The sequence below is a fragment of the Pseudoalteromonas sp. Angola-30 genome (assembly GCF_028599215.1).
Classification (GTDB): Bacteria; Pseudomonadota; Gammaproteobacteria; order Enterobacterales; family Alteromonadaceae; genus Pseudoalteromonas; species Pseudoalteromonas atlantica.
The window spans coordinates 345,697-366,270 of record NZ_JAQREI010000002.1 but is presented as its reverse complement, the minus strand read 5'-3'; the positions used below and the strand labels follow the sequence as shown (position 1 = coordinate 366,270).

Sequence of the window (20,574 nt, the reverse complement as noted above, 5' to 3'; positions counted from 1 at the left end):
GATGATATTCATCTATAATATTAATAAACTGATATTCATCTATAATTTCAGTTTAATTAAGCATTGTATAATATTAAAAAGCCTGCAATTAAGCAGGCTTTTGAGTGTTTGGAATTGTCGTATTCTAAAATGCGTTTATAACACAATTATGCTTGTTACTAAGTACGCTATAAACGTCAGTGCGCCGCCAAATAACGCATACGGTAGCTGCGTTTTAACGTGGGTGAGTAAGTCACACCCCGAGGCGAGTGCCGATACGGCGCTGGTGTCGGATATAGGCGAGCAGTGATCGCCAAATATACCGCCGCCTAAAATAGCGCCTACCACCAGTGAAGGTGGCAAACCGAGTGCTTGAATAAGCGGTACACCAATAGGAATAAGTATGGCAAATGTGCCCCACGATGTACCTGTAGTAAACGACATAACCGCCCCGGTTAAAAACAGCACTGGTACAATTAAGTAAATAGGTAGGTAATCGCCCACTAGCGATGCAACAAATACGCCCGTGCCTAGCTCTTTTAAGCTTGCGCCCAGTGTAAGTGAAAGCAATACAATGCTCACCAGCGGTAATAACTCGCCCATGCCTTTAAAGCCGGTGTCGACTAATTGATGGTGAGTAAATTGGCGCGAGCTAATCATTAAAACATATGCAACCACAATGGCTAATACCGTTGCGTATAAAACCGATTTAGAGCCGCTGCCTTCTGCAAGTACGCCGTTGCCGGTGTAAAACATAAAGCCTACCATGCTCACAATTAGGGTAAGTAATGGCACGAGCATGTAACGCGCTTTGGAGCCTTTTACCTCTTCTTTTAGATCGGTTTTTTGCAGCTCTAGCTTTTGCTCGGCTTCTTTCATTGGGCCGTGTACTTTATCAAACGCGATAGTGTAAAACACAATGACTAGCGTGATAATGGCGTAAAAGTTGTACCCTACGCTGCCCCATAAAATAGAAACCGCCGATTCGCTTAGTTCGTAATTGCCAAGTAAACCCAGTACAAATGCGCCCCAACCGTTAAGTAATATTAAAATACACACCGGTGCACTGGTACTATCAATAATATAAGCAAGGCGGGCTCGGCTCATTTTAAACTTGTCGAACAAGCCGCGCGATACAATACCTGAGGTTAATACGCTGAGGTTTGACTCTATAAATACCGCGATGCCGGTAAACATGGTTAAAAAGCCAACTTGGCGCTTACTTTTTGCAATGCCTTTATTCATAAGCATATTAACGGTGGCTGCTACGCCGCCAGATTCGCGTATGTAGGCAAGCAAGGCACCAATCATAATACTAAATATTAAAATGCGAGTGTTACCCGGCGAGCTGGCTACCGATATTATGCGCTCAATGGTATTTAAAAATGTAGCAAATAAGGTATTACCCTCGCCTTGTATAGCGAGTAAAAATTCTGACGAAGCAACGGCCACCAAAAGTGCCATTATTACTTCTTTTCGCCAAAATACGATAGCGATAGCAATGAGCGGCGGTAATATAGAATACCAAGACATAAATTAACCTTTATTTATAGCGAAGTGCGTTCGCTTTATTCACGTTGAAACGCTTATTTTACAGGCCGTTTTAAAAATGTGGCCTGAATTTGTAAACCGCTTAGCTTAATGGATTGGCTTAGTTAAGTCACCTGCAAATAAATCACTTAAGGCACTGCACTTAGGCCATTTTAGCCTAAACGATAATTTATTGATTTAGTAGTGCTTCGTAAATAAGCGATACCACCGAGCCATATTGCGCGGTCTCGTATTGTTTGCCCAAAAACTGGTAATGTTTTTGCCCGCCTTTTATTTTTGTGTGCCGCGCATTGGTTAATAAAATAATGGCTAAATCGTAGGTTGGATCAATAACCGTCACTGTGCCCGTCCAGCCAGTGTGCCCATACGCTTGTGCACTTGCATAAGGGCCAAAATGCCAACGCCTGGCTTGGTTGTTACCTGCAAGCCTAAAGCCTAGGCCATAGGTTTCGTTGTTTAATTGTGGCGTTACAAACTGCGCTAAGGTTGATGCGCTAAATAACTGGGTATTGCCAAAACCACCTTGGTTTAATAGTACTTGGCAAAGCACAGCTAAATCGGGTGCGTTACTAAATAAGCCGGCATGCCCTGCTACGCCATCAAACGAATAAAATGCTCGCTCGTCGTGCACTTCGCCTTGCAAAACATTAGTACGAATATTATCAAAGGTAATACGGCCATCACGGGTATTGCCGCTAAGCTCGGTTGCTGCAAATTCAGCGCGTTTAAAGCCCTTTTTAAGTGGGTTAAATACCGTATTGGTCAGTTTAAGTGGGGCGTAAATGTGTTGCTCTAAGTAGTCATCAAGTGGTTGCCCGGTTATACGCTCAACTAGTACGCCTAAAATCATGTAATCAATATCGGAGTAAACGGCTTGTGCGGGGTATTTATTGCTCAGCGGTACTTGCGTAAGTAACAACTGCTTTGTGGTTTGGCTATTTTGCGAAAAATACGCATCGCCAGTTTTAGCACCTTTACGATGAAAATCAAACACAGGTGGGTAACCCGCTGTATGCGTGAGTAAATCTTTAACTGTGCGCAGCTCGCGGCCATCACCTTTGTATTCGGGTAAGTAACTTTGTACGGGCTTGTTTATATTTAAAAGCCCTTCACTTACAAGTTTCATAAGGGCAAAATTAGTGGCAAATATTTTGGTGTTAGAGGCTAAATCAAACAGAGTGTGTGTTTGCATTGGCTCTGGGCGTAGTAGCATTAAATCACTTTGCTGGTACTGTTTGGCATCGCCATAGGCACTAAGCTTTATGAGTTCGCCACTTTTAATAACGGCTAATACCGCCCCAGGAAAACCAGCTTGTATGTCTTTTTCAATAAGGGCATCGACCTGGCTAAAGTCTATATTACTTTGCGCAGCGGTATTTAAAGTCGGAAACTCAAAGCGCAAGGTAAGGCTTGCGCCTTTAGGTTTAATATTTTCAACCTTAAACGTATTTACCCCGTTGTGGGTGCGCCTTGCTAGCGAATACTCATATAAAGTATTGGCGGCTAATTGGTTGGTAATATTAAGCTTTTGGTTATTTATAAAAATATCGGCACTAATAGCGTTATTATTTTGAATTAATAACTGCCCTCGCCCTTTATACGCTTTAAAAGTGCCACGGTTATTTACGTACTCACGGCTACTTGGGTTAGCCTCAGGAAAAGTGACAATAACTTGGGCTTTTGGAAGCGTTACTAATTTGCTTTGCTTAAGCTCACTTGCTGTAAACTCATTTGGCTTATTTGCCGAACTGCACGCTACAAGAGTAACACTAACAAGCGCCAGTAAAGCCTTTTTAAAACAGATGCTTAATTTTTTGTTTATTACTAAAGCCATTTGCACCCCTTACTTGTACAGCAAATACGGCGCTCGTTGCTTTTTAAATGCTGCAAGCCCTTGCTGCCAACTTTGTTTTATTTGCCGCTCTGATTGCCCTGCTTCAATAGCTAACCGTAGTTTGTTGGTACCAGCCAATTTATCCATAAAATCAGCGCGTTCAAAAAAGGTAATATTGTTTTTAGATAATTTATTATAAGCCGTAATTAAATAACTTAAATCAAGCCCGCGCGTGTTTGCTGTGCTTAGATCGAGCCCTTTTACAGGGGTATTTTTAAATTTAGGGTTTGCTGCCGCCCCTTTTATCGAGCGCGGTGTAAAACTAAAACCCCCAAGCGCAACGGGCGAGTAGCCAATTACTTGAAACGCAAAGTCGGTGCCTCTGCCAATACTTACAGGGGTTGCTTCAAAAAAGCACAGCGACGGATACAGCGCAATTGATTGATCGTTAGGTAAATTAGGGCTGGGTTTTACAGGTAAATTGTAGGATGTTAAGCGCGTGTAATGATCAACTTGGATCACAGTAAGCTTTAAATCAGCCGCTTTATTGATCCAGCTTTCGCCTTTGATCATTTTTGCAAGCTCGCCTACCGTCATGCCGTGCAGCACGGGTATTGGGTGCATGCCTACAAACGATTTAAATTGGCGCTCAAGTATTGGCCCATCAACGTAGGTAATATTGGGGTTTGGCCTATCAAGCACAATAAATTCTATGCCCTGCTCGGCTGCGGCCTCCATCATGTAATGCATAGAGCTTATGTAGGTATAAAAGCGCACGCCTACATCTTGAATATCAAAAATAATAACATCTACTTCGCTCAGAGCCTCAGCGCTTGGCTTTTTGTTTTTGCCATAAATAGAAATAAGCGGGATACCGGTTTTACTATCAACCGCATTTTCAACATGGGCTCCAGCGTCGTGATCGCCTCTAAAACCATGCTCAGGTGCAAAAATTTTGGTTATGGTTATATTTTTAGTGAGTAAAGCATCAACCAAATGAGTATTTTCAACAAGCGATGTTTGATTTACCACAAGGCCAACACGTTTATTTTGTAGCTGTGGCAAATAATGTTTGTATTGAGCAGCGCCAACAATTGGCGTTGTTTGAGCTGTGTGAGCGTGCGCGCCCACATTAAAAATAGTGATAAATAGTAAAACAAAGGTGATGAATACAGCTTTAAACATACAGCAAGTTCCTTTTAAGCAAGGTGTTTAAAATACCACAGCTTAAGTTAAAGAGCAGTGAATGGTTTTGAGCTGTACATAAGTAACTAGAAGCTGCGCTTCTAACGTGAGCAAGCTCTACGTCTACGCTGAAATTTTTAGCTGGGGTGTTTGTTTGACTTAACTGATAGCTGATAGCTGAAAGCTTTCTCAAATTTCAGACACAAAAAAACCGACTTTTGTCGGCTTCTTTTCTATTAACTTAAGTAGTAATAGAAAGTGGTGGGCGCAGGAGGATTCGAACCTCCGACCGCCTGGTTCGTAGCCAGGTACTCTATCCAGCTGAGCTATGCGCCCACTTTCATTTTTTCTTATTTATACTCTAAGTGGAGTTTCTGAAACAATAAATATAAGTACACACCGTAAAATATGCGCTTAACTTATATGCTATTTCAGACACAAAAAAACCGACTTTTGTCGGCTTATTTATGAAAGTGGTGGGCGCAGGAGGATTCGAACCTCCGACCGCCTGGTTCGTAGCCAGGTACTCTATCCAGCTGAGCTATGCGCCCACTTTCATTAGTTACTTGTTTATACTCTAAGGAGAGTGTGTAAAAGTGATGAGCGTAGGACGTAACTTCTAAGAGTGAACCTCCGACCGCTTGGCTTTAGCCAACACTTTCTACTTTTTTATACTCTAAGCAGAGTGTTGTAAAAGTGGTGGGCGCAGGAGGATTCGAACCTCCGACCGCCTGGTTCGTAGCCAGGTACTCTATCCAGCTGAGCTATGCGCCCACTTTTACTGTTTGCTTATTTATACTCTAAGCAGAGTGTGTAAAAAGTGCTGGAAGCAGGACGTATCTTGTAAGAATGAACCTCCGACCGATTTGGTTTTAAACCAAACACTTTAACTTATTTATACTCTAAGCAGAGTGTGTAAAGAGTGGTGGGCGCAGGAGGATTCGAACCTCCGACCGCCTGGTTCGTAGCCAGGTACTCTATCCAGCTGAGCTATGCGCCCAATCTTTACTTTACAAGACTGCCATTAAAAGAAATGGTGGAGAAGGAGGGATTCGAACCCTCGATAGAGCTACAAACTCTATACTCCCTTAGCAGGGGAGCTCCTTCGGCCACTCGGACACCTCTCCGTCTTGTGGGGCGTATAATAAAGATTTCAGAAAATATGTCAAACACTTTTATGCCAAAAATGACTATCTGGTTACAGAACGCACATAAGTCAGCTTTAATTGTATAATTGGTTTGAAAAGTAAACGATTTAAATGTTTTTGTCTTGTGGGTTAACGCCCATTAAAGGCACTAAATCATCTTTGAGCTGCGCTAAATATTGCTCTTGGTAACCTAATTGCTGAAACTCAGCAATACAGGCTCGGTAATAAGCTTGTCGCTTTTGCTCTGTGGTGTCAGTTTCTGGCGATTCTTCAACTCGGTTGTCTTTCATATTATATTCTAAGTCCATTTGAGAATTCATATTTAGAGTGCTATTTTAACCCAGCTCAAAATTTTGGCGTATTTTAGCTAAGTTTTTTACATAAATACAACATAATGTTTAAAAAACAGTCATAAAATTACGTTATAGCACTGTTATTAAGGTTATTTAAAACAAGGCTACATTAAATAACCCAATCTGAATTAACTATTAATAAGCACTAATAACTAGCTTTAAAATTTAGCTTAGTACTAATTAATTAAAAAGCGAACAATCTTATCCTCTCTTTCGTCTGTTTTTATAAAGCAATTTACTCTCCAACTTTTTCTGCATTGGCGCTTATTTTTGTACTCACACAAAAACGCCGCTAAAATTTAGCGGCGTTTATCACATTTATTTTGTTTAAGCTTAGTCAGCTTGTGGGCGCATATGCGGGAACAAAATAACATCTTTAATGGTTGGTGAATCAGTAAATAACATTACTAAGCGGTCAATACCAATACCTTCACCGGCAGTAGGCGGTAAGCCGTACTCTAGTGCGCGTATGTAGTCTTCATCGTAATGCATTGCTTCATCATCGCCGGCGTCTTTTTCTTCAACTTGGCGAGTAAAGCGCTCTGCTTGATCTTGTGCATCGTTAAGCTCCGAGAAGCCATTTGCAAGCTCACGTCCGCCAACAAAAAACTCAAAGCGGTCGGTAACAAATGGGTTTTCGTCGTTACGGCGCGCAAGTGGCGATACTTCCCACGGGTAGCCTGTAATAAATGTAGGTTGGATAAGCATGTGCTCAGCCGTCTCTTCAAATATTTCACATAAAAACTTACCTGGGCCCCATACACAATTTTCAGGAATTTTAACGTGCACTTGTTTAGCGTAAGCTTTTAATTCTTCAAAGTGGTTTTCTGGGTCATTAAATACCGCAGCATCAAACTCAGGGTTATATTTTAAGATAGCATCAGCCATGCTTAGGCGCTCAAACGGTTTGCCAAAGTCGTACTCTACTGAGTCGATAACTTCGCCGTTTTCATCTTTAGTGGTATTAACTACAATTGGGCTACCTAAAACGTTTGTTGCAACTGTACGTAGCATGTCTTCGGTAATGTTCATCAGGTCGATGTAATCAGCGTATGCTTGGTAAAATTCAATCATAGTGAATTCTGGGTTGTGACGCGTTGATAACCCTTCGTTACGGAAGTTACGGTTAATTTCAAATACGCGGTCAAAACCACCTACTACTAAACGCTTAAGGTAAAGCTCAGGCGCTATACGTAAGTACATGTCTATATCAAGTGCGTTATGGTGAGTCACAAATGGACGCGCAGACGCACCGCCAGGAATAACCTGTAGCATTGGCGTTTCTACTTCCATAAAGTCGCGCTCTGCTAAAAAGCGACGAATACCTTCAACTACTTGTGAGCGAATGCGGAATGTTTCGCGCGTCGCTTCGTTAGTAATTAAATCAACATAACGTTGACGGTACTTGGTTTCTTGATCTGATAAACCATGAAACTTCTCTGGTAATGGGCGTAGTGACTTAGTAAGTAGTTCGTACTCGGTCATTTCTACGTATAAATCGCCTTTACCTGATTTATTAAGCGCACCTTTAACACCAATAATATCGCCAATATCTAGTTGGCCATATTTTGCTTTTAAGTCTTTTTGCACATCTTTAGATGCGTAAGCTTGTACACGGCCTTTCATGTCTTGAATGGCCATAAAAGGACCACGCTTAGCTAAAATACGGCCAGCAATTGATACAACGTGCTTAAGCTCTACTAATTCTTCTTTACTCTTATCACCAAACTCAGCCTGTAAATCAGCCGTATAATGTTCACGACGGAACTGATTAGGATGACCGTTGGCTGGGCAATTTTCGCGAATAGCGTCTAATTTGCCGCGACGCTCAGCGATTAACTTATTTTCGTCTTGGATTTGATCAGTCATTTTTTAGCTCTTTTTTAGCTTGGTGGTTATAGGCCAGATTTTAGGCTGGCTTCAATAAATTTGTCTAGGTTGCCGTCAAGTACCGATTGCGTATTACGGTTTTCAACGCCAGTTCGTAAATCTTTAATACGTGCATCATCAAGTACGTAAGAACGAATTTGGCTTCCCCAGCCAATATCCGACTTTGCGTCTTCTTGCGATTGCTTTTCAGCATTTTGCTGCTGAAGTTCAAGCTCAAATAATTTTGCTTTTAACTGCTTCATTGCTTGGGCTTTATTTTTGTGTTGTGAACGCTCGTTTTGACACTGAACAACCGTGTTGGTAGGTACGTGAGTAATACGTACTGCCGATTCGGTGGTATTAACGTGCTGACCACCCGCGCCCGATGCACGGTAAACGTCTATACGTAAGTCAGCCGGATTAATATCAATTTCAATATTGTCATCTACTTCTGGGTAAACAAAGGCAGAGGCAAACGAGGTATGACGACGACCACTTGAATCAAATGGGCTTTTACGGACTAAACGGTGTACACCTGTTTCTGTGCGCAGCCAACCATATGCGTATTCGCCTACAAAGCGCACTGTTGCACCTTTAATACCGGCTACATCGCCATCGGTTGCTTCTACTAGCTCAACTTTAAAGCCTTTAGCTTCGCCCCAGCGTAAATACATGCGTAATAACATGTTACACCAGTCTTGTGCTTCAGTACCGCCAGACCCAGACTGTAAATCAAGGTAAGCATCGTTTGCATCGTGAGAGCCCGAAAACATACGGCGAAACTCTAAACCCTCAAGCTGTTTATTTAAGCCTTCAAGTTCAGTTTGCGCTTCAACAAACGTGTCTTCGTCTTCTGCTTCTACTGCAAGCTCTAATAAACCTTCTACGTCGTCAGCACCCGCTACCAAGTTGTCGATTGTTTCAACAACGGCTTCTAAGGCTGATTTTTCACGACCAAGTGCTTGTGCGCGCTCAGGTTCATTCCATACGGCTGAATCTTCAAGTTCGGCGTTTACTTCTTCTAGGCGCTCTTGTTTGTGAGCGTAGTCAAAGGTACCCCCGAAGCAGTTCAGTACGTTCGCGAATTTCCTTGATTTGATTAATCACAGGATTCACTTCAAACATGTACATTACTCCAAAATGGCTAGATTATTGCGCGCTAAAATTAGCACTAAACGCAATAAATTATCGTCAAATGATAAAAACGCCCGATTTTAACAAAAAACCGCGCGCTTTATTAGCCTTTTATGCATGCATTGTGCATATTTTTTAATGCACTTTTTCAAGCTCGCGAACAATTAATTGCAGGCTAAACTTGCCTCTAAATTCGTTTATGTCGAGCTGATAAGCCACTTTGACATAACGGGCCTCGGTGTCGGGCCATGCTTTTACATCTATTCCAAATGCAATAGCGTCAACTAAGCGTCCAGATTGATGTTTAAGCACCAGCTTTAAGTGCTTTTCGCCTACTATACGCTGCTGAATAACTTCAAAGGTGTGCTCAAATACCGGCTCAGGAAATTGCTGCCCCCATGGGCCTGATTGCTTTAATAGCTGAGCAAAGTCCATTGTAAAGCACTCGTTTGGCAGCTCGCCATCGGTAAACACAATGCAGCGTTTACTTTCTTCGCTTAACTGTGCGCTTACAGCTGCATCAAACGCGTTTTTAAAGTCATTAAAATTTTGCTCATCAATACTTAGCCCTGCCGCCATGGCGTGGCCGCCAAATTTATTAATTAAGTGCGGGTCGGCGGTATTTAGCCCTTCGAGTAAATCGCGCATGTGCAGCCCTTCAATAGAGCGGCACGAGCCTTTTATTTCACCGTTTTCGCCACCGGCAAAAATAACGGTTGGGCGGTGGTATTTTTCTTTTAAGCGACCCGCCAAAATACCAATAACACCTTGGTGCCAATCTTCTTGGTATAAACAAATGGCATCGGGAATGGTGTCATCACTAAACGCAAGCCTATCAAGCACAGCTTGCGCCTCGGCTTGCATGCCCTGCTCTATTTCGCGCCGTGCATGGTTTAAGCTATCTAACTCGCTGGCAATACGCCTTGCTTGGTTTATATCGGTACTTAATAAGCACGCTATGCCCAAACTCATGTCATCTAGTCGCCCTGCTGCGTTTAAACGCGGGGCCAACGAAAAACCAAAGTCACTGGCGCTTAAACGCGCTGCATTACGATTAGCCACTTCAATAAGCGCAGTAATACCTGGGCGTGTTTTACCGCTGCGAATACGCGCCAACCCTTGGTGTACTAAAGTGCGGTTATTTGCATCAAGCGCAACTACATCGGCCACGGTGCCAAGGGCAACTATATCAAGCAAGTCGGCTAAATTTGGCATAGCATGGCGTTCAAAATAACCTTGCTCTCGTAACGTGCTTCTAAGGGCTATAAGCAAGTAAAAGGCAACGCCGACACCCGCAATTGATTTTGAAGGAAAACGGCAATCATGGCGATTTGGGTTAACAATTGCATCGGCATTAGGGAGCTGCTCCCCTTGCAAGTGGTGATCAGTAACCAGTACTTTAATGCCCACTTTTTTTAGTATGTCTATGCCTGCAATACATGAAATACCGTTATCTACCGTAATGACCAGCTCTGGTTTTATATCAACAATTTGCTCAGCAAGCGCTGGGCTTAAACCATAGCCTAAGCTAAATCTATCCGGTACAAGGTAGTCTAAGTTATTAAAGCCAAACATTGCCAAGCCTTGCATTAAGGTGGCTGTACTGGTTGCGCCATCGGCATCGAAGTCGCCAACAATTAAAATGCGGCTTTGCGCATTCAGCGCATCAATTAATAGCTCGGTGGCTTTGTCGATGTCTTTAAACAGTTTAAAGTCGATTAGCGTGGCTGCACTATTATTTAGCTCGTGGGCATTTTGCACGTTACGCGTGGCATAAATTTGCTTAATAACAGGGTGCAGATCGCTTGGCAGGTAAGAATCGTCTACATTTTCGCGCGCAATGATCAGTTTTTTCATGCTGGTTTTTAACTTATGGTGTTCATAATAAAAAGACAAAAAAAGGCCATAAAGGCCTTTTTAAACCAATTCGCTTAATTAAGTGATCTATTTTGAGGCTGGAAAAACGTGTTGATAGCTAGGCAATAAATTCGCTATTTAGTTGTTCTCGGCAATTGCTCCTGCATTGCTCTATCTTCTGCATCCATGCAGTCGTAAATAAGCATTTTTTAACGCCTGAAGCAGCATGTTTAGCCCCGCAAAATGATTAAATATTATCGCGGATTGGTATTAAACAGTTACTCAGATTTTTAATTAACCTGCTTTGTTCGCCTCAAGCGCTGCACTTAATGCCGCGGCTGGCTGGTAGCCTGGGATCATTGTACCGTCTTCTAAAATAATGGCTGGCGTGCCGCTAATACCAAAGCTTTGGCCTAGCTGGTAATGCTCAGCTACTGGTGCGCTACAACCGGCAACTACTTTAGTGTCTTCGCCTGATTTAGCTTCTGTTAGTGCTTCTTGCTGGTCGCGTGCACACCATACATTCATTAAATCGGCGTAGCCCGAACCTTGCAGTCCACCACGCGGAAACGCTAAATAACGAACAGTAATGCCTGCATCAAGCAAGTCGTCTAGTTCGCGGTGTAATTTACGACAATAGCCACAGCTAATATCGGTAAATACCGTAATTTGGTGTTTTTCGTTAGGCGCTTTATAAACAATCATTGAATCTTGGTATTCTTTAATACCTTCAACACGGACACCATTTAACGCTTGCTCGGTTAAGTTACTGCGGTTGTTTAAATCAATTAGCGTGCCTTGCATTAAAAACTGGCCGTCTGGGCTGGCGTAAAGTACACCTTTATTTGTAATAAGCTCTTTTAAACCGGCAACGGGGCTTGGGTTTATTTGCTTAACTGTTACACCTAACGTGGCAAATTTAGTAACAATAGGATCATTAGCATCTGGCGTTGTGGCTACGCCATTTGCAAATGCACTAATACTTGTGCACAACATTGCACCTGCTAACATTAATTTTTTCATAATTTTCTCTATCTAATAATACGTACTAAATTGACCGCTAAGCTGATATTAAATTTCATATTACGCGCGCGGATGATGCTCTGAGTGTACCGATTTTAATCGCTCATTGGCAACATGGGTATAAATTTGTGTAGTCGATAAGTCGCTGTGCCCTAACATCATCTGCACCACTCTTAAGTCGGCACCATGATTAAGTAAATGTGTTGCAAAGGCATGACGCAATGTATGCGGCGATAAATCTGACTCAATAGACGCCAAAATAGCATAGTGTTTAATACGATGCCAAAAGGTTTGTCGGGTCATACCTACACCGCGTTTTGAAGGAAACACAAAATCGGTGGCGTGTTTTATCATTTGTGCACGCCCCCCTTTTAAAAACTGCTCAAGCCAGTACATGGCTTCTTCGCCTAAAGGTACTAAGCGCTCTTTGTTGCCCTTACCTTTTACAAACACAACCGACTGGCGCAAGTTAATTTGCTCCATACGCAGCCCTACAAGCTCGGTTACACGTAAGCCCGTAGCATAAAGTAGCTCTAGCATGGCTTTATCGCGCAGCCCCATTGGTTCTTCAATATTGGGCGCACTTAATAATGCCTCTACTTCGGCTTCTGAGAGTGTTTTAGGTAACGATTGACCCGCTTTTGGTTGCGCAATGTTTTCAAGCGGTGAGCTTGCGATATGTTTTTCACGTACAAAATACTGATAAAACCGCTTTAAAGCACTTATGCTGCGTGCCGTGCTACGTGGTTTTAACCCTAAATCTACGCGATACGCTAGGTAGCTTTCTATATCTAAGCTGGTTACCGTCATTAAGCTTTCGCCTTTTAAAAACTGACAAAACTTATCTAGGTCACTGCGATACGCGCTAAGGGTGTTTTCGCTTACACCTTGCTCTAAGTACAAGCTATCTAAAAAGGTTTCTAAAAAGTCGCTGTTGCTGTTTAGCTCGGTATTTGGTTCAGGTAAATCGTCAGGTAGCGTTGTCACGTTGTGATCTCATGTTGGTAATACCCACGGTAGAAGGTATCAATTAAAAATACCTTACGGTAAACTGCGCCCTATCATAACAGGCAATTACACAGTGATAAATACGATGCAGATTGGTTTATTTTTTGGCTCTACTACATGCTACACAGAGATGGCAGCAGAAAAAATTCGCGACCTTATTGGCGCCGATGTAGTGACCTTACACAATATTAAAGACGAACCACTTAAAAATGCAGAGCAGTACGACTTTATCATCTTTGGTATTTCAACATGGGATTTTGGAGAAATACAAGAAGACTGGGAGTCTAAGTGGGACGACATTAAAGATGTAAACCTAAATGGTAAAACCATTGCTTTATTTGGCATGGGCGACCAACAAGGTTACGGACAATGGTTTCAAGACGCCCTTGGTATGCTTCACGATGAAATAAATACCCAGTCGTTTACGCAACTTGGTTTTTGGCCAAACGATGAAAACTACGAGTTTGAAGCGTCAAAAGCACTTACCCCCGATGGCAAACACTTTGTTGGCCTAGCGCTTGATGAAGACAGCCAATACGAGCTAAGCGATGAGCGCATAGCCAGCTGGGTTGAACAAATAATGACAGAGTATAGCGAAACGCTATAACGAGTTTGGCCTAAACCATGTTTAGGCCAATACATTACAAATAACTAAGTTTTTTAGCGCACTTTTTTTCACGTATTTTTGCTTGCCTTTGCAATAGCCAATTAGGCGCAAAGGTATTAATAATACATGCCAGTACAATAAGCACTGAGCCTATTACTTGCGATAAACTTAATGTTGTATCGTAAAAAATTAGCTGAAATAACAACGCAAATAATAAGTTAGAATAAATAAGTGGTGCTAACTGCGAGTTAGAACTGGCTAATCGGTACGCCTTTCCTCTAAAAAACTGCGTTGCAGCAGTCGAAAACCCAATTAATGCCACCATCAGTAATAAACTATAATTGCTTATATCGATTGCAAAACCTTGGTAAAAGCGCTCACCTTCGCTGGTAAACATTAATACTGGCACCATAAAAATGGCAGCCAGCGTAAAACTCCAACCGTTAATAACCATCATCGGAAGCTTAATTTTACTGGCTCTAAACAAGGTGATTTGCGAGCAGGCATTAAAAATACCAGCCCCTAAACCAATTAATAAGCTCCAGCGCCATTGTATGCCATCGCTATGAATATTTTGAATAATCACACCCGCAAACATCAGCGCCATTGTAGGTAACAATAACCAATTTAATTTAGTTTTAAAAAGCACCCGTTCTATTAGCGGTATAAATAACGGCCCAGTGCTAAATAAAATAACCGCCTCCACCAGCGTTAAAGTATTTAGCGCCACTAAAAAGCAATTTTGGCACAGCACTATAAAAATTGCGCGAATAGCAAAGGTTCGCCATGCTGATTTATTAGGTAGCTGCCATTTAATACCTGCCGCCAATGCCAGCATAATAATCGCGGGTAAAAACACCCGTAAAAAAACCACTTCGCTGGTGCTAAAGTAATCGGTAAGAAACTTGGCTGTAAAGCTATTTAACGCCAAGGTAAATGTAGAGAGCAGCATAAACACACTAGCACGAGAATTTAACGTCACCGCAGTTATCCTTTGAATAAAAAATGAATGTAAAAAGCAAAATTAAAGGCTTAATTTTTTTAATCTATTTATTATTTTTCAAAAAATTGGCATTGGCTTTTATGGCGCTAATTTTACGTGTACTTTATAAATTTAAAAGCGAATAATATTAAACTAACCTGTAAGTAAAACTTAACTGTTAATAAATAACCTATGATCAAATCAGCGCCGTTAAAATCTCTCTATACGTTTATAGCTGTTGCCGAAACTGGCAGCATGGTGCTCGCAGCTGAGCAGCTAAATATTAGTCACTCGGCGGTAAGTCAGTCTATTAAAGCGTTAGAGTTACAACTTAATACACCGCTTTTTAATCGCATTGGTCGCCGCGTTGAGCTCAACCCTGTGGGTGAGCGCTATTACAAACGCATAGCCCCGGCCATGGCTGAAATTTTAGCAGCCAGCCAAGAGGCTAGTAACACAGCGAATGAGCCAACTTATTTAACACTCAATATGGTTAACTCGCTAGCTCTGCACTGGTGGATCCCAAGGGTGGCTGATTTTCAGCGAATTTCGCCAAACAGTGACATTCGTATTTCTAACTTGGTGGGAGAATTTGATTTAGAGCGTGAAGGGATTGATGCAGCGATTATTCATGGCCAGCCCGATAAGTGGCAAAAATATCACTGTGAAAAACTAGCCGACGATCAGTTAATTTTAGTCTGTAACCCACAGCTTTTAGTTGGCTTAAATAAAGATGAGTTAACCGCGCAAAATTTGCTGCAGCGTTTTAAAGCAATCTACGTTACCAACCCACGTAGGCAAAACGATTGGCAAACGTGGTGCGAGGCTAATAATTTAGCGCAGCCTAAGCAGCATAATAACTTAACCTTTAATATTTCAGTGCAAGCAACGCAAGCCGCGATGCGCCAGCTTGGCGTTTTGGTCACCCACAAACAGTTTGTACGCGACGATATAAAGCACGGCATGCTCACGCAAATTGGCCAAAGCATTGTAAATCCGCATCAGCAGTTTTATTTTGCAACGAGCCACGCCATGCTTAATCACCCACAGGTAAGCGCATTACGAGCGTGGCTAAAACGCGAATTTTTAAAAACAGCAAACGAGTAGTGCTACTCCACACGTTGCCAATATTGGTTACGGTAAAAAAAGCCTATATAGCCACGTACTTCTAATGTTTTACCGTCGTTTTGTGGCGTTAGTTGCACGGTATAAGTTTTACCATTTGTAGGGTCAAGTATTTCACCATCGCCCCACACGCCATCATCTTCTGGTTTTACATCAGTGATTATGGTCATTCCTAAAATAGGCTGATTTTTTAATGCCCCATCACACTCTTTACAAATACCGGTTTGTTTAGCTGGGTCTAAAATAGTCTCAACTTTACCACTGAGCACCTTATCGTTTTGAGTAATACGTACGTACGATTTAGCCTCGTTGGTGTCTTCATCTATGGTTTTCCAAAGCCCAACAGGAGTCATGTTTGCAAGCGCACCTTGGCTTATAAATAAAGCCGCAGCGAGTGTAGTTAGTAACGGAAGTTTGTTTAACTTTTTCATTGTGTTGCCTAAATTAAAAATGGCGAATAAAACGATAATACCAGCTGATTTATAAACGCACTATTAAATTAAACTGCTATTTAGGTACATATAAAAGTAAAAAACCAAGTGCGCGTTAACCCACTTGGTTTTTAAATTGGCTGATAGTTTTTTAACGTACGCGTTTTAAAGTACGTATTTAAAAGTCACGTACCTCTACACTTGAGCGGTTAAATTCAAACATATTAATTTTGCCACACTGTGCCATATGGTTAGTACTTGTATAGGGGGTATTTGCTTGGCTTATATCGCCTTCCCACTCTTGGCCATTTTTTATAAATGCTTTTAATTCAAACCATCCGTTAACAGCTTTACTGCAATCCATATCAACATCCAGCATCCAATAGTGTTCGCCCCATATATTAAGGGGTGTAACACCAAAGCCATCTACTGTTACCGATTTTTGGGCGCCATATTCACTTGGCCAAACATTTGTAGTCCAATCCATTGCAGTGCCTTGCGCTTCACTGCTTTGGCCTTGTTCAATTCCATACCAATCTAGGTAGTTATCGTTTGCTTTCCAAGGCGTTGTGGTGTTGTTTTTTAGATTGTTATGGCGAATTGGCATAGCACATTCAACATTTGTTGTTTGGCAGTTTCTAGCAAGGTTTGTATTTGCATAGTTGTGGTCTATACCACCGCGTACAAACATGTCTTGTCCGCTTTGTGTTTGAGCATTAATAAAAACAACGGTTCTTTGCCAGTCGCTATTATTAGGCGCTGTCCCTTGGGTTAATTTAGCATTTTTATGAATTGCTATTGCATCCCATGGCGCTACATTTAAATTGATGGTGCCGTTGCTATTAACTGTTATTACTTCACCGCTACAGCTAGTAGCATTACCCAAAAGCTCGCCTTTTAACACATTGCAGTACTGTCCAGGCGCCATATCTGTTTGAATTGTTGCATTAAGCGTTGAGTCTTCTTTATTAATTGCCATATGACCAGAGCTACCACGTCCAAATGCAATCTGGTTATGGGTGTTATCCCACCAATTTGTTACTACCCAGTTGTCGGCTGTGTTATTTCTAAAATCGACACCACCCGCAATATAAGACCAACGATGCTCACACTTCCAGTTACTTGCAAAACATTCTAAATTACCATTATTGTGCACCGGTACACTTGGCCCACCCGCATCTGTATCGCCGTGAAAATCATAACTCGACATTACTTTTGGATACCCATACGGGTATGCCAACATAAATACGTTGGCTAGGTCGTATAAACGGCCATCTTCAAAGGTAATTACATTACCCGCACCACCATGGCCGCGCTGATTGTCGTGGTTATCTACAAATACTACAGCTGATGAACTTGGCATAAAGCCCCAGCCTTCACCAAAATTACTTAACCATGCAAGCGAGCCATTTCTAAAGGTATTACCAAGCTGCGTACTGTATTTAAACTCGGTAACTAGCCCTGTACTTAAATACTCTGAGGCTGCAACCGCTTCAGTACCTTGATCTATCACCTCATGAAACACCACTGGCGAGCCATTTATTTTTGCCATTAAACTTTGAATATCACTTGCAGCAACATGCTTAGCAGCATCAAACCTAAAACCTTTAATACCCATAGCTTGAAGGTCGTTAATATATGCCGCTAATGTATTTTGCACATAATTTGAAGAAGTGTTTAAATCGGCCAACCCTACTAGCTCACAGTTTTGCACGCGATAACGGTTATTACCGTAATCTTCTGGGTTAATAGAGCAACTTTCGTGAAAATCTTGTGGACTATAAATAGGGTATTGTTTATTACCAAAAGTGTTACCAGCAGTGCCCGTACCACTGCCGGCTGCCATATGGTTTATTAATGTATCAACATATATATCGACGCCTGCGGCGTTACAGCGATTAACCATATCTATAAATTGCGAACGGTTACCGCCGCGGCTTTGTAGTTGGTAGCTCACAGGTTGATAGCGAGTCCACCATTGGCTACCTGTAATATGCTCGTTAGGCGGAGACACCTGTACCGCAGCGTACCCTTTTGGTCCTAAAAACTGCTCACATTCTTGGGCTACATCTTGCCAATTCCATTCAAATAAATGCACAAATGTTGTAGGTGCAGCCGATACTAAACTTGGTAAGGTTAAACCTAAGCTAAAACCTGCAGTGGTGATCATTTTATTCAGTTTCATAGTGTGTGTTTCCAGTGTTGGGCGAGTTAAACAACATACTCGACGTTATTTACAAGTGGTTAACACTAGTTTGAGAGTTGCTCAAATAAAAACTGAATACGTATGCATAATGGGTAAACTATCCTTTATTACTAGATAATTACCTTCCTTAAAACTTACATCTTCAAGTAAAACGCTTTACATAACGCAATATAATCATCGCTGTAGCGGTTGTTGTCATCTTTTATGCATAGGGAGGTAAGCTCTGGCAAAGTGTTTACTAAGCTAAAACGCATCAAACTGCGGCTAAATGCTTTACTTGGTGTGGTTTTTACTTGGCAATGCGCGTTTAAATAAAGCCCGCTTTGTTTTGCCAAGTCAATGAATAAGCCCGCCTCTGTGGTGGGTAAAATTACGTTAAAGCACGAATGCTCATGACTTAAACGCATATAGGCATGTATTAGTTCGTCAAAACTTAAACCATCGGTATGGCGTGCGGTGTTACGGGCATCGCTTAGCCCTTTTAAACTGCGGTTAAAATAAGGGGGGTTAGAAATCACAACATCAAATGGCGCCGCCTGTTTAAACGCTTGTATAGTGGTGTGCTTTACTGTGATATTTGGCCACGGGCTAGAGGCTATATTTTGCTGCGCTTGCTTGTAAGCAGCTTCATCAATTTCAACAGCGGTTATGCTAAGTGCTGGTTGGCGCTGTTTACACATAAGCGCAAGTAAACCGGTGCCTGTGCCTATATCGAGTAATGTATTGGCACCTTTTAAATACGCCCATGCGCCAAGTAAAATGCCATCGGTTGAGACCTTCATAGCACAGCTATCGTGCTCAACCTTAAATTGTTTAAACGTAAACCCTGACATTTTTTCACCTTTTCATTCACCAACTGGCGTATAGCGCGTATAATTGCAGGTAATTGTCCCTTATTTTAGACACTCTATGCAATTTTCTGAATTTGATCTTGATACTAAACTACTCAACGCCATTGATAAAATGGGCTACGAGACACCAACCAGCATTCAACAACAAGCTATTCCTGAAGCGCTGCAAGGTCGCGATATTTTAGCATCAGCACCTACTGGCACAGGTAAAACGGCGGCATTTTTAATTCCGGCTATTCAATACTTAATGGATTTTCCGCGTCGCGACCCAGGTTTTGCACGTGTGTTAATAATGACCCCAACCCGTGAACTGGCTTATCAAATTCATGAGCAATGTGAACTGCTTGCTAAAGGCACTCACCTTAAAATTGGTGTAGTAACAGGTGGTATAAACTACGGCACCCATAAAGAAATTTTTGAAAACAATAATGATATTTTAATCGCCACACCCGGGCGTTTAATGGAATATCTTGAAACCGAAAATTTCCATGCTGAAAACGTAGAAATGCTTATTCTTGATGAAGCCGACCGCATGCTAGACATGGGCTTTAGAAAAGAAATGCTGCGCATATGTGACGAAGCTAAAAACCGTCGTCAGTGCTTTTTATTCTCTGCGACTCTAGAAGGCGATAGCGTTGAGTTATTTGCTGAGCGTATTTTAAACGACCCAGCTTTACTTGAAGCTGAATCGTCACGCAAAGAAAAAGCAAAAATTCATCAATGGGTTCACCTTGCTGATGATTACCACCACAAGCTTGAGCTGTTGGTTAATACCTTAAACGGCCCAGATGTAAGTAAAGCCATTGTGTTTGTAAAAACCCGTGAGCGCCTAGAAACGCTAATTGGTGAGCTAACTAACAATGGCGTAAAAGCCGCGTGGCTGCGTGGCGAAATGCCGCAAGATAAGCGCATGAAAGCGATGGAAAATTTCCACAGTGGCAAAACGCGCATATTAATAGCAACCGATGTTGCGGCCCGCGGTATTGATGTTTCTGACATTAGCCACGTAATTAACTTTGATATGCCGCGCACTGCCGATGTCTATGTACACCGTATAGGCCGTACTGGCCGTGCGGGTAAAAAAGGGATCGCTATATCATTAGTTGAAGCGCACGACATTGGCATTTTATACAAGGTTGAGCGATACACGGAGCAAAAACTTAAGCGCCGTATAATTAAAGGGCTTGAGCCACAGCATAAAGAAGCTAAGCCACCCGCTAAAAAGCGTAAAGATCCTGTAAAAATGAAAGCTAAGAAAAAAGCCAAAGCTAAAATTAAAAAGAAATAGCACACCATAAATAAACAAGCCGGCAGTTGCCGGCTTTTTTGTACCCGTTACAAATGTAACCCAAGCATGTAACTCATTCCCATTAAAATGTAATTATTGCCCACCTGAATTCTCACTTAATAAAATAACCTTATATTTCAACA

16 protein-coding genes and 5 tRNA genes are annotated in these 20,574 nt (G+C 41.9%); 3 read left to right on the top strand and 18 right to left on the bottom strand.

Annotated elements, in window-relative coordinates; genetic code table 11:
• Window positions 1-135: 135 nt before the first annotated feature.
• The 14 genes from PSH54_RS04580 to xerD all read right to left on the bottom strand — a co-directional run bounded on the left by PSH54_RS04580 (window position 136) and on the right by xerD (window position 12,920).
• The gene (locus PSH54_RS04580) at window positions 136-1,512 is read right to left on the bottom strand and encodes a Na+/H+ antiporter NhaC family protein (protein ID WP_029773935.1); all 1,377 of its coding nucleotides are present in this window, start codon (window positions 1,510-1,512) and stop codon (window positions 136-138) included.
• A 187-nt stretch (window positions 1,513-1,699) separates the two neighbouring features.
• Entirely contained in the window at window positions 1,700-3,364 is a 1,665-nt protein-coding gene (gene pbp4b / locus PSH54_RS04575) for a penicillin binding protein PBP4B (protein WP_273605587.1), read from the bottom strand.
• A gap of 9 nt (window positions 3,365-3,373) precedes the next feature.
• Entirely contained in the window at window positions 3,374-4,549 is a 1,176-nt protein-coding gene (locus PSH54_RS04570; protein ID WP_273605586.1) for an exo-beta-N-acetylmuramidase NamZ family protein, read from the bottom strand.
• A gap of 259 nt (window positions 4,550-4,808) precedes the next feature.
• Window positions 4,809-4,885, bottom strand: a tRNA-Arg gene (locus PSH54_RS04565).
• Between the two features lie 138 nt (window positions 4,886-5,023).
• Window positions 5,024-5,100: transfer RNA gene (locus PSH54_RS04560), tRNA-Arg, on the bottom strand.
• Between the two features lie 146 nt (window positions 5,101-5,246).
• Window positions 5,247-5,323: transfer RNA gene (locus PSH54_RS04555), tRNA-Arg, on the bottom strand.
• A gap of 149 nt (window positions 5,324-5,472) precedes the next feature.
• Window positions 5,473-5,549, bottom strand: a tRNA-Arg gene (locus tag PSH54_RS04550).
• 34 nt (window positions 5,550-5,583) lie between these two features.
• A tRNA-Ser gene (locus tag PSH54_RS04545) sits at window positions 5,584-5,676 on the bottom strand.
• Between the two features lie 128 nt (window positions 5,677-5,804).
• Entirely contained in the window at window positions 5,805-5,987 is a 183-nt protein-coding gene (locus PSH54_RS04540) for a hypothetical protein (protein WP_024031585.1), read from the bottom strand.
• 396 nt (window positions 5,988-6,383) lie between these two features.
• Window positions 6,384-7,919 carry a lysine--tRNA ligase gene (gene lysS, locus PSH54_RS04535; protein WP_096739134.1) on the bottom strand — a complete coding sequence of 512 codons (1,536 nt, stop codon included), beginning with the start codon at window positions 7,917-7,919 and terminating at the stop codon, window positions 6,384-6,386.
• 26 nt (window positions 7,920-7,945) lie between these two features.
• Window positions 7,946-9,044 (bottom strand): peptide chain release factor 2 gene (gene prfB, locus PSH54_RS04530; RefSeq protein WP_096041210.1). Its coding sequence is split into 2 segments (ribosomal slippage): window positions 7,946-8,968 and window positions 8,970-9,044, totalling 1,098 coding nucleotides; the frame shifts between segments, so codons are not numbered across the junction.
• Between the two features lie 144 nt (window positions 9,045-9,188).
• Window positions 9,189-10,910, bottom strand: coding sequence for a single-stranded-DNA-specific exonuclease RecJ (gene recJ / locus PSH54_RS04525; RefSeq protein WP_064385747.1), 1,722 nt, complete (start codon window positions 10,908-10,910; stop codon window positions 9,189-9,191).
• A gap of 294 nt (window positions 10,911-11,204) precedes the next feature.
• The gene (dsbC, locus tag PSH54_RS04520) at window positions 11,205-11,933 is read right to left on the bottom strand and encodes a bifunctional protein-disulfide isomerase/oxidoreductase DsbC (RefSeq protein WP_004588004.1); all 729 of its coding nucleotides are present in this window, start codon (window positions 11,931-11,933) and stop codon (window positions 11,205-11,207) included.
• Window positions 11,934-11,993: 60 nt separating this feature from the next.
• Window positions 11,994-12,920 carry a site-specific tyrosine recombinase XerD gene (xerD, locus tag PSH54_RS04515; protein ID WP_054983744.1) on the bottom strand — a complete coding sequence of 309 codons (927 nt, stop codon included), beginning with the start codon at window positions 12,918-12,920 and terminating at the stop codon, window positions 11,994-11,996.
• Window positions 12,921-13,026: 106 nt separating this feature from the next.
• Here xerD and fldB point away from each other — a divergent pair, with 106 nt between their 5' ends.
• Window positions 13,027-13,548: a flavodoxin FldB gene (fldB, locus tag PSH54_RS04510; protein ID WP_004588002.1), complete on the top strand. Its 522-nt coding sequence runs from the start codon at window positions 13,027-13,029 to the stop codon at window positions 13,546-13,548.
• 34 nt (window positions 13,549-13,582) lie between these two features.
• On the opposite strand, the gene PSH54_RS04505 is transcribed toward fldB, so the two are convergent.
• Entirely contained in the window at window positions 13,583-14,530 is a 948-nt protein-coding gene (locus PSH54_RS04505; protein WP_273605585.1) for a DMT family transporter, read from the bottom strand.
• Window positions 14,531-14,722: 192 nt separating this feature from the next.
• Between PSH54_RS04505 and PSH54_RS04500 the strand changes: the two genes are divergently transcribed.
• The gene (locus PSH54_RS04500) at window positions 14,723-15,637 is read left to right on the top strand and encodes a LysR substrate-binding domain-containing protein (RefSeq protein WP_055254839.1); all 915 of its coding nucleotides are present in this window, start codon (window positions 14,723-14,725) and stop codon (window positions 15,635-15,637) included.
• 2 nt (window positions 15,638-15,639) lie between these two features.
• On the opposite strand, the gene PSH54_RS04495 is transcribed toward PSH54_RS04500, so the two are convergent.
• From PSH54_RS04495 to PSH54_RS04485, 3 genes are all read right to left on the bottom strand, one after another.
• Entirely contained in the window at window positions 15,640-16,086 is a 447-nt protein-coding gene (locus tag PSH54_RS04495) for a DUF2147 domain-containing protein (protein ID WP_055254841.1), read from the bottom strand.
• Window positions 16,087-16,264: 178 nt separating this feature from the next.
• Window positions 16,265-18,271: an alpha-amylase gene (locus tag PSH54_RS04490; RefSeq protein ID WP_273605584.1), complete on the bottom strand. Its 2,007-nt coding sequence runs from the start codon at window positions 18,269-18,271 to the stop codon at window positions 16,265-16,267.
• Between the two features lie 155 nt (window positions 18,272-18,426).
• Entirely contained in the window at window positions 18,427-19,125 is a 699-nt protein-coding gene (locus PSH54_RS04485) for a tRNA1(Val) (adenine(37)-N6)-methyltransferase (protein WP_273605583.1), read from the bottom strand.
• 76 nt (window positions 19,126-19,201) lie between these two features.
• Here PSH54_RS04485 and srmB point away from each other — a divergent pair, with 76 nt between their 5' ends.
• Window positions 19,202-20,431, top strand: a complete 1,230-nt coding sequence (srmB, locus tag PSH54_RS04480) for an ATP-dependent RNA helicase SrmB (protein ID WP_004587997.1) — start codon at window positions 19,202-19,204, stop codon at window positions 20,429-20,431.
• Window positions 20,432-20,574 lie beyond the last annotated feature (143 nt).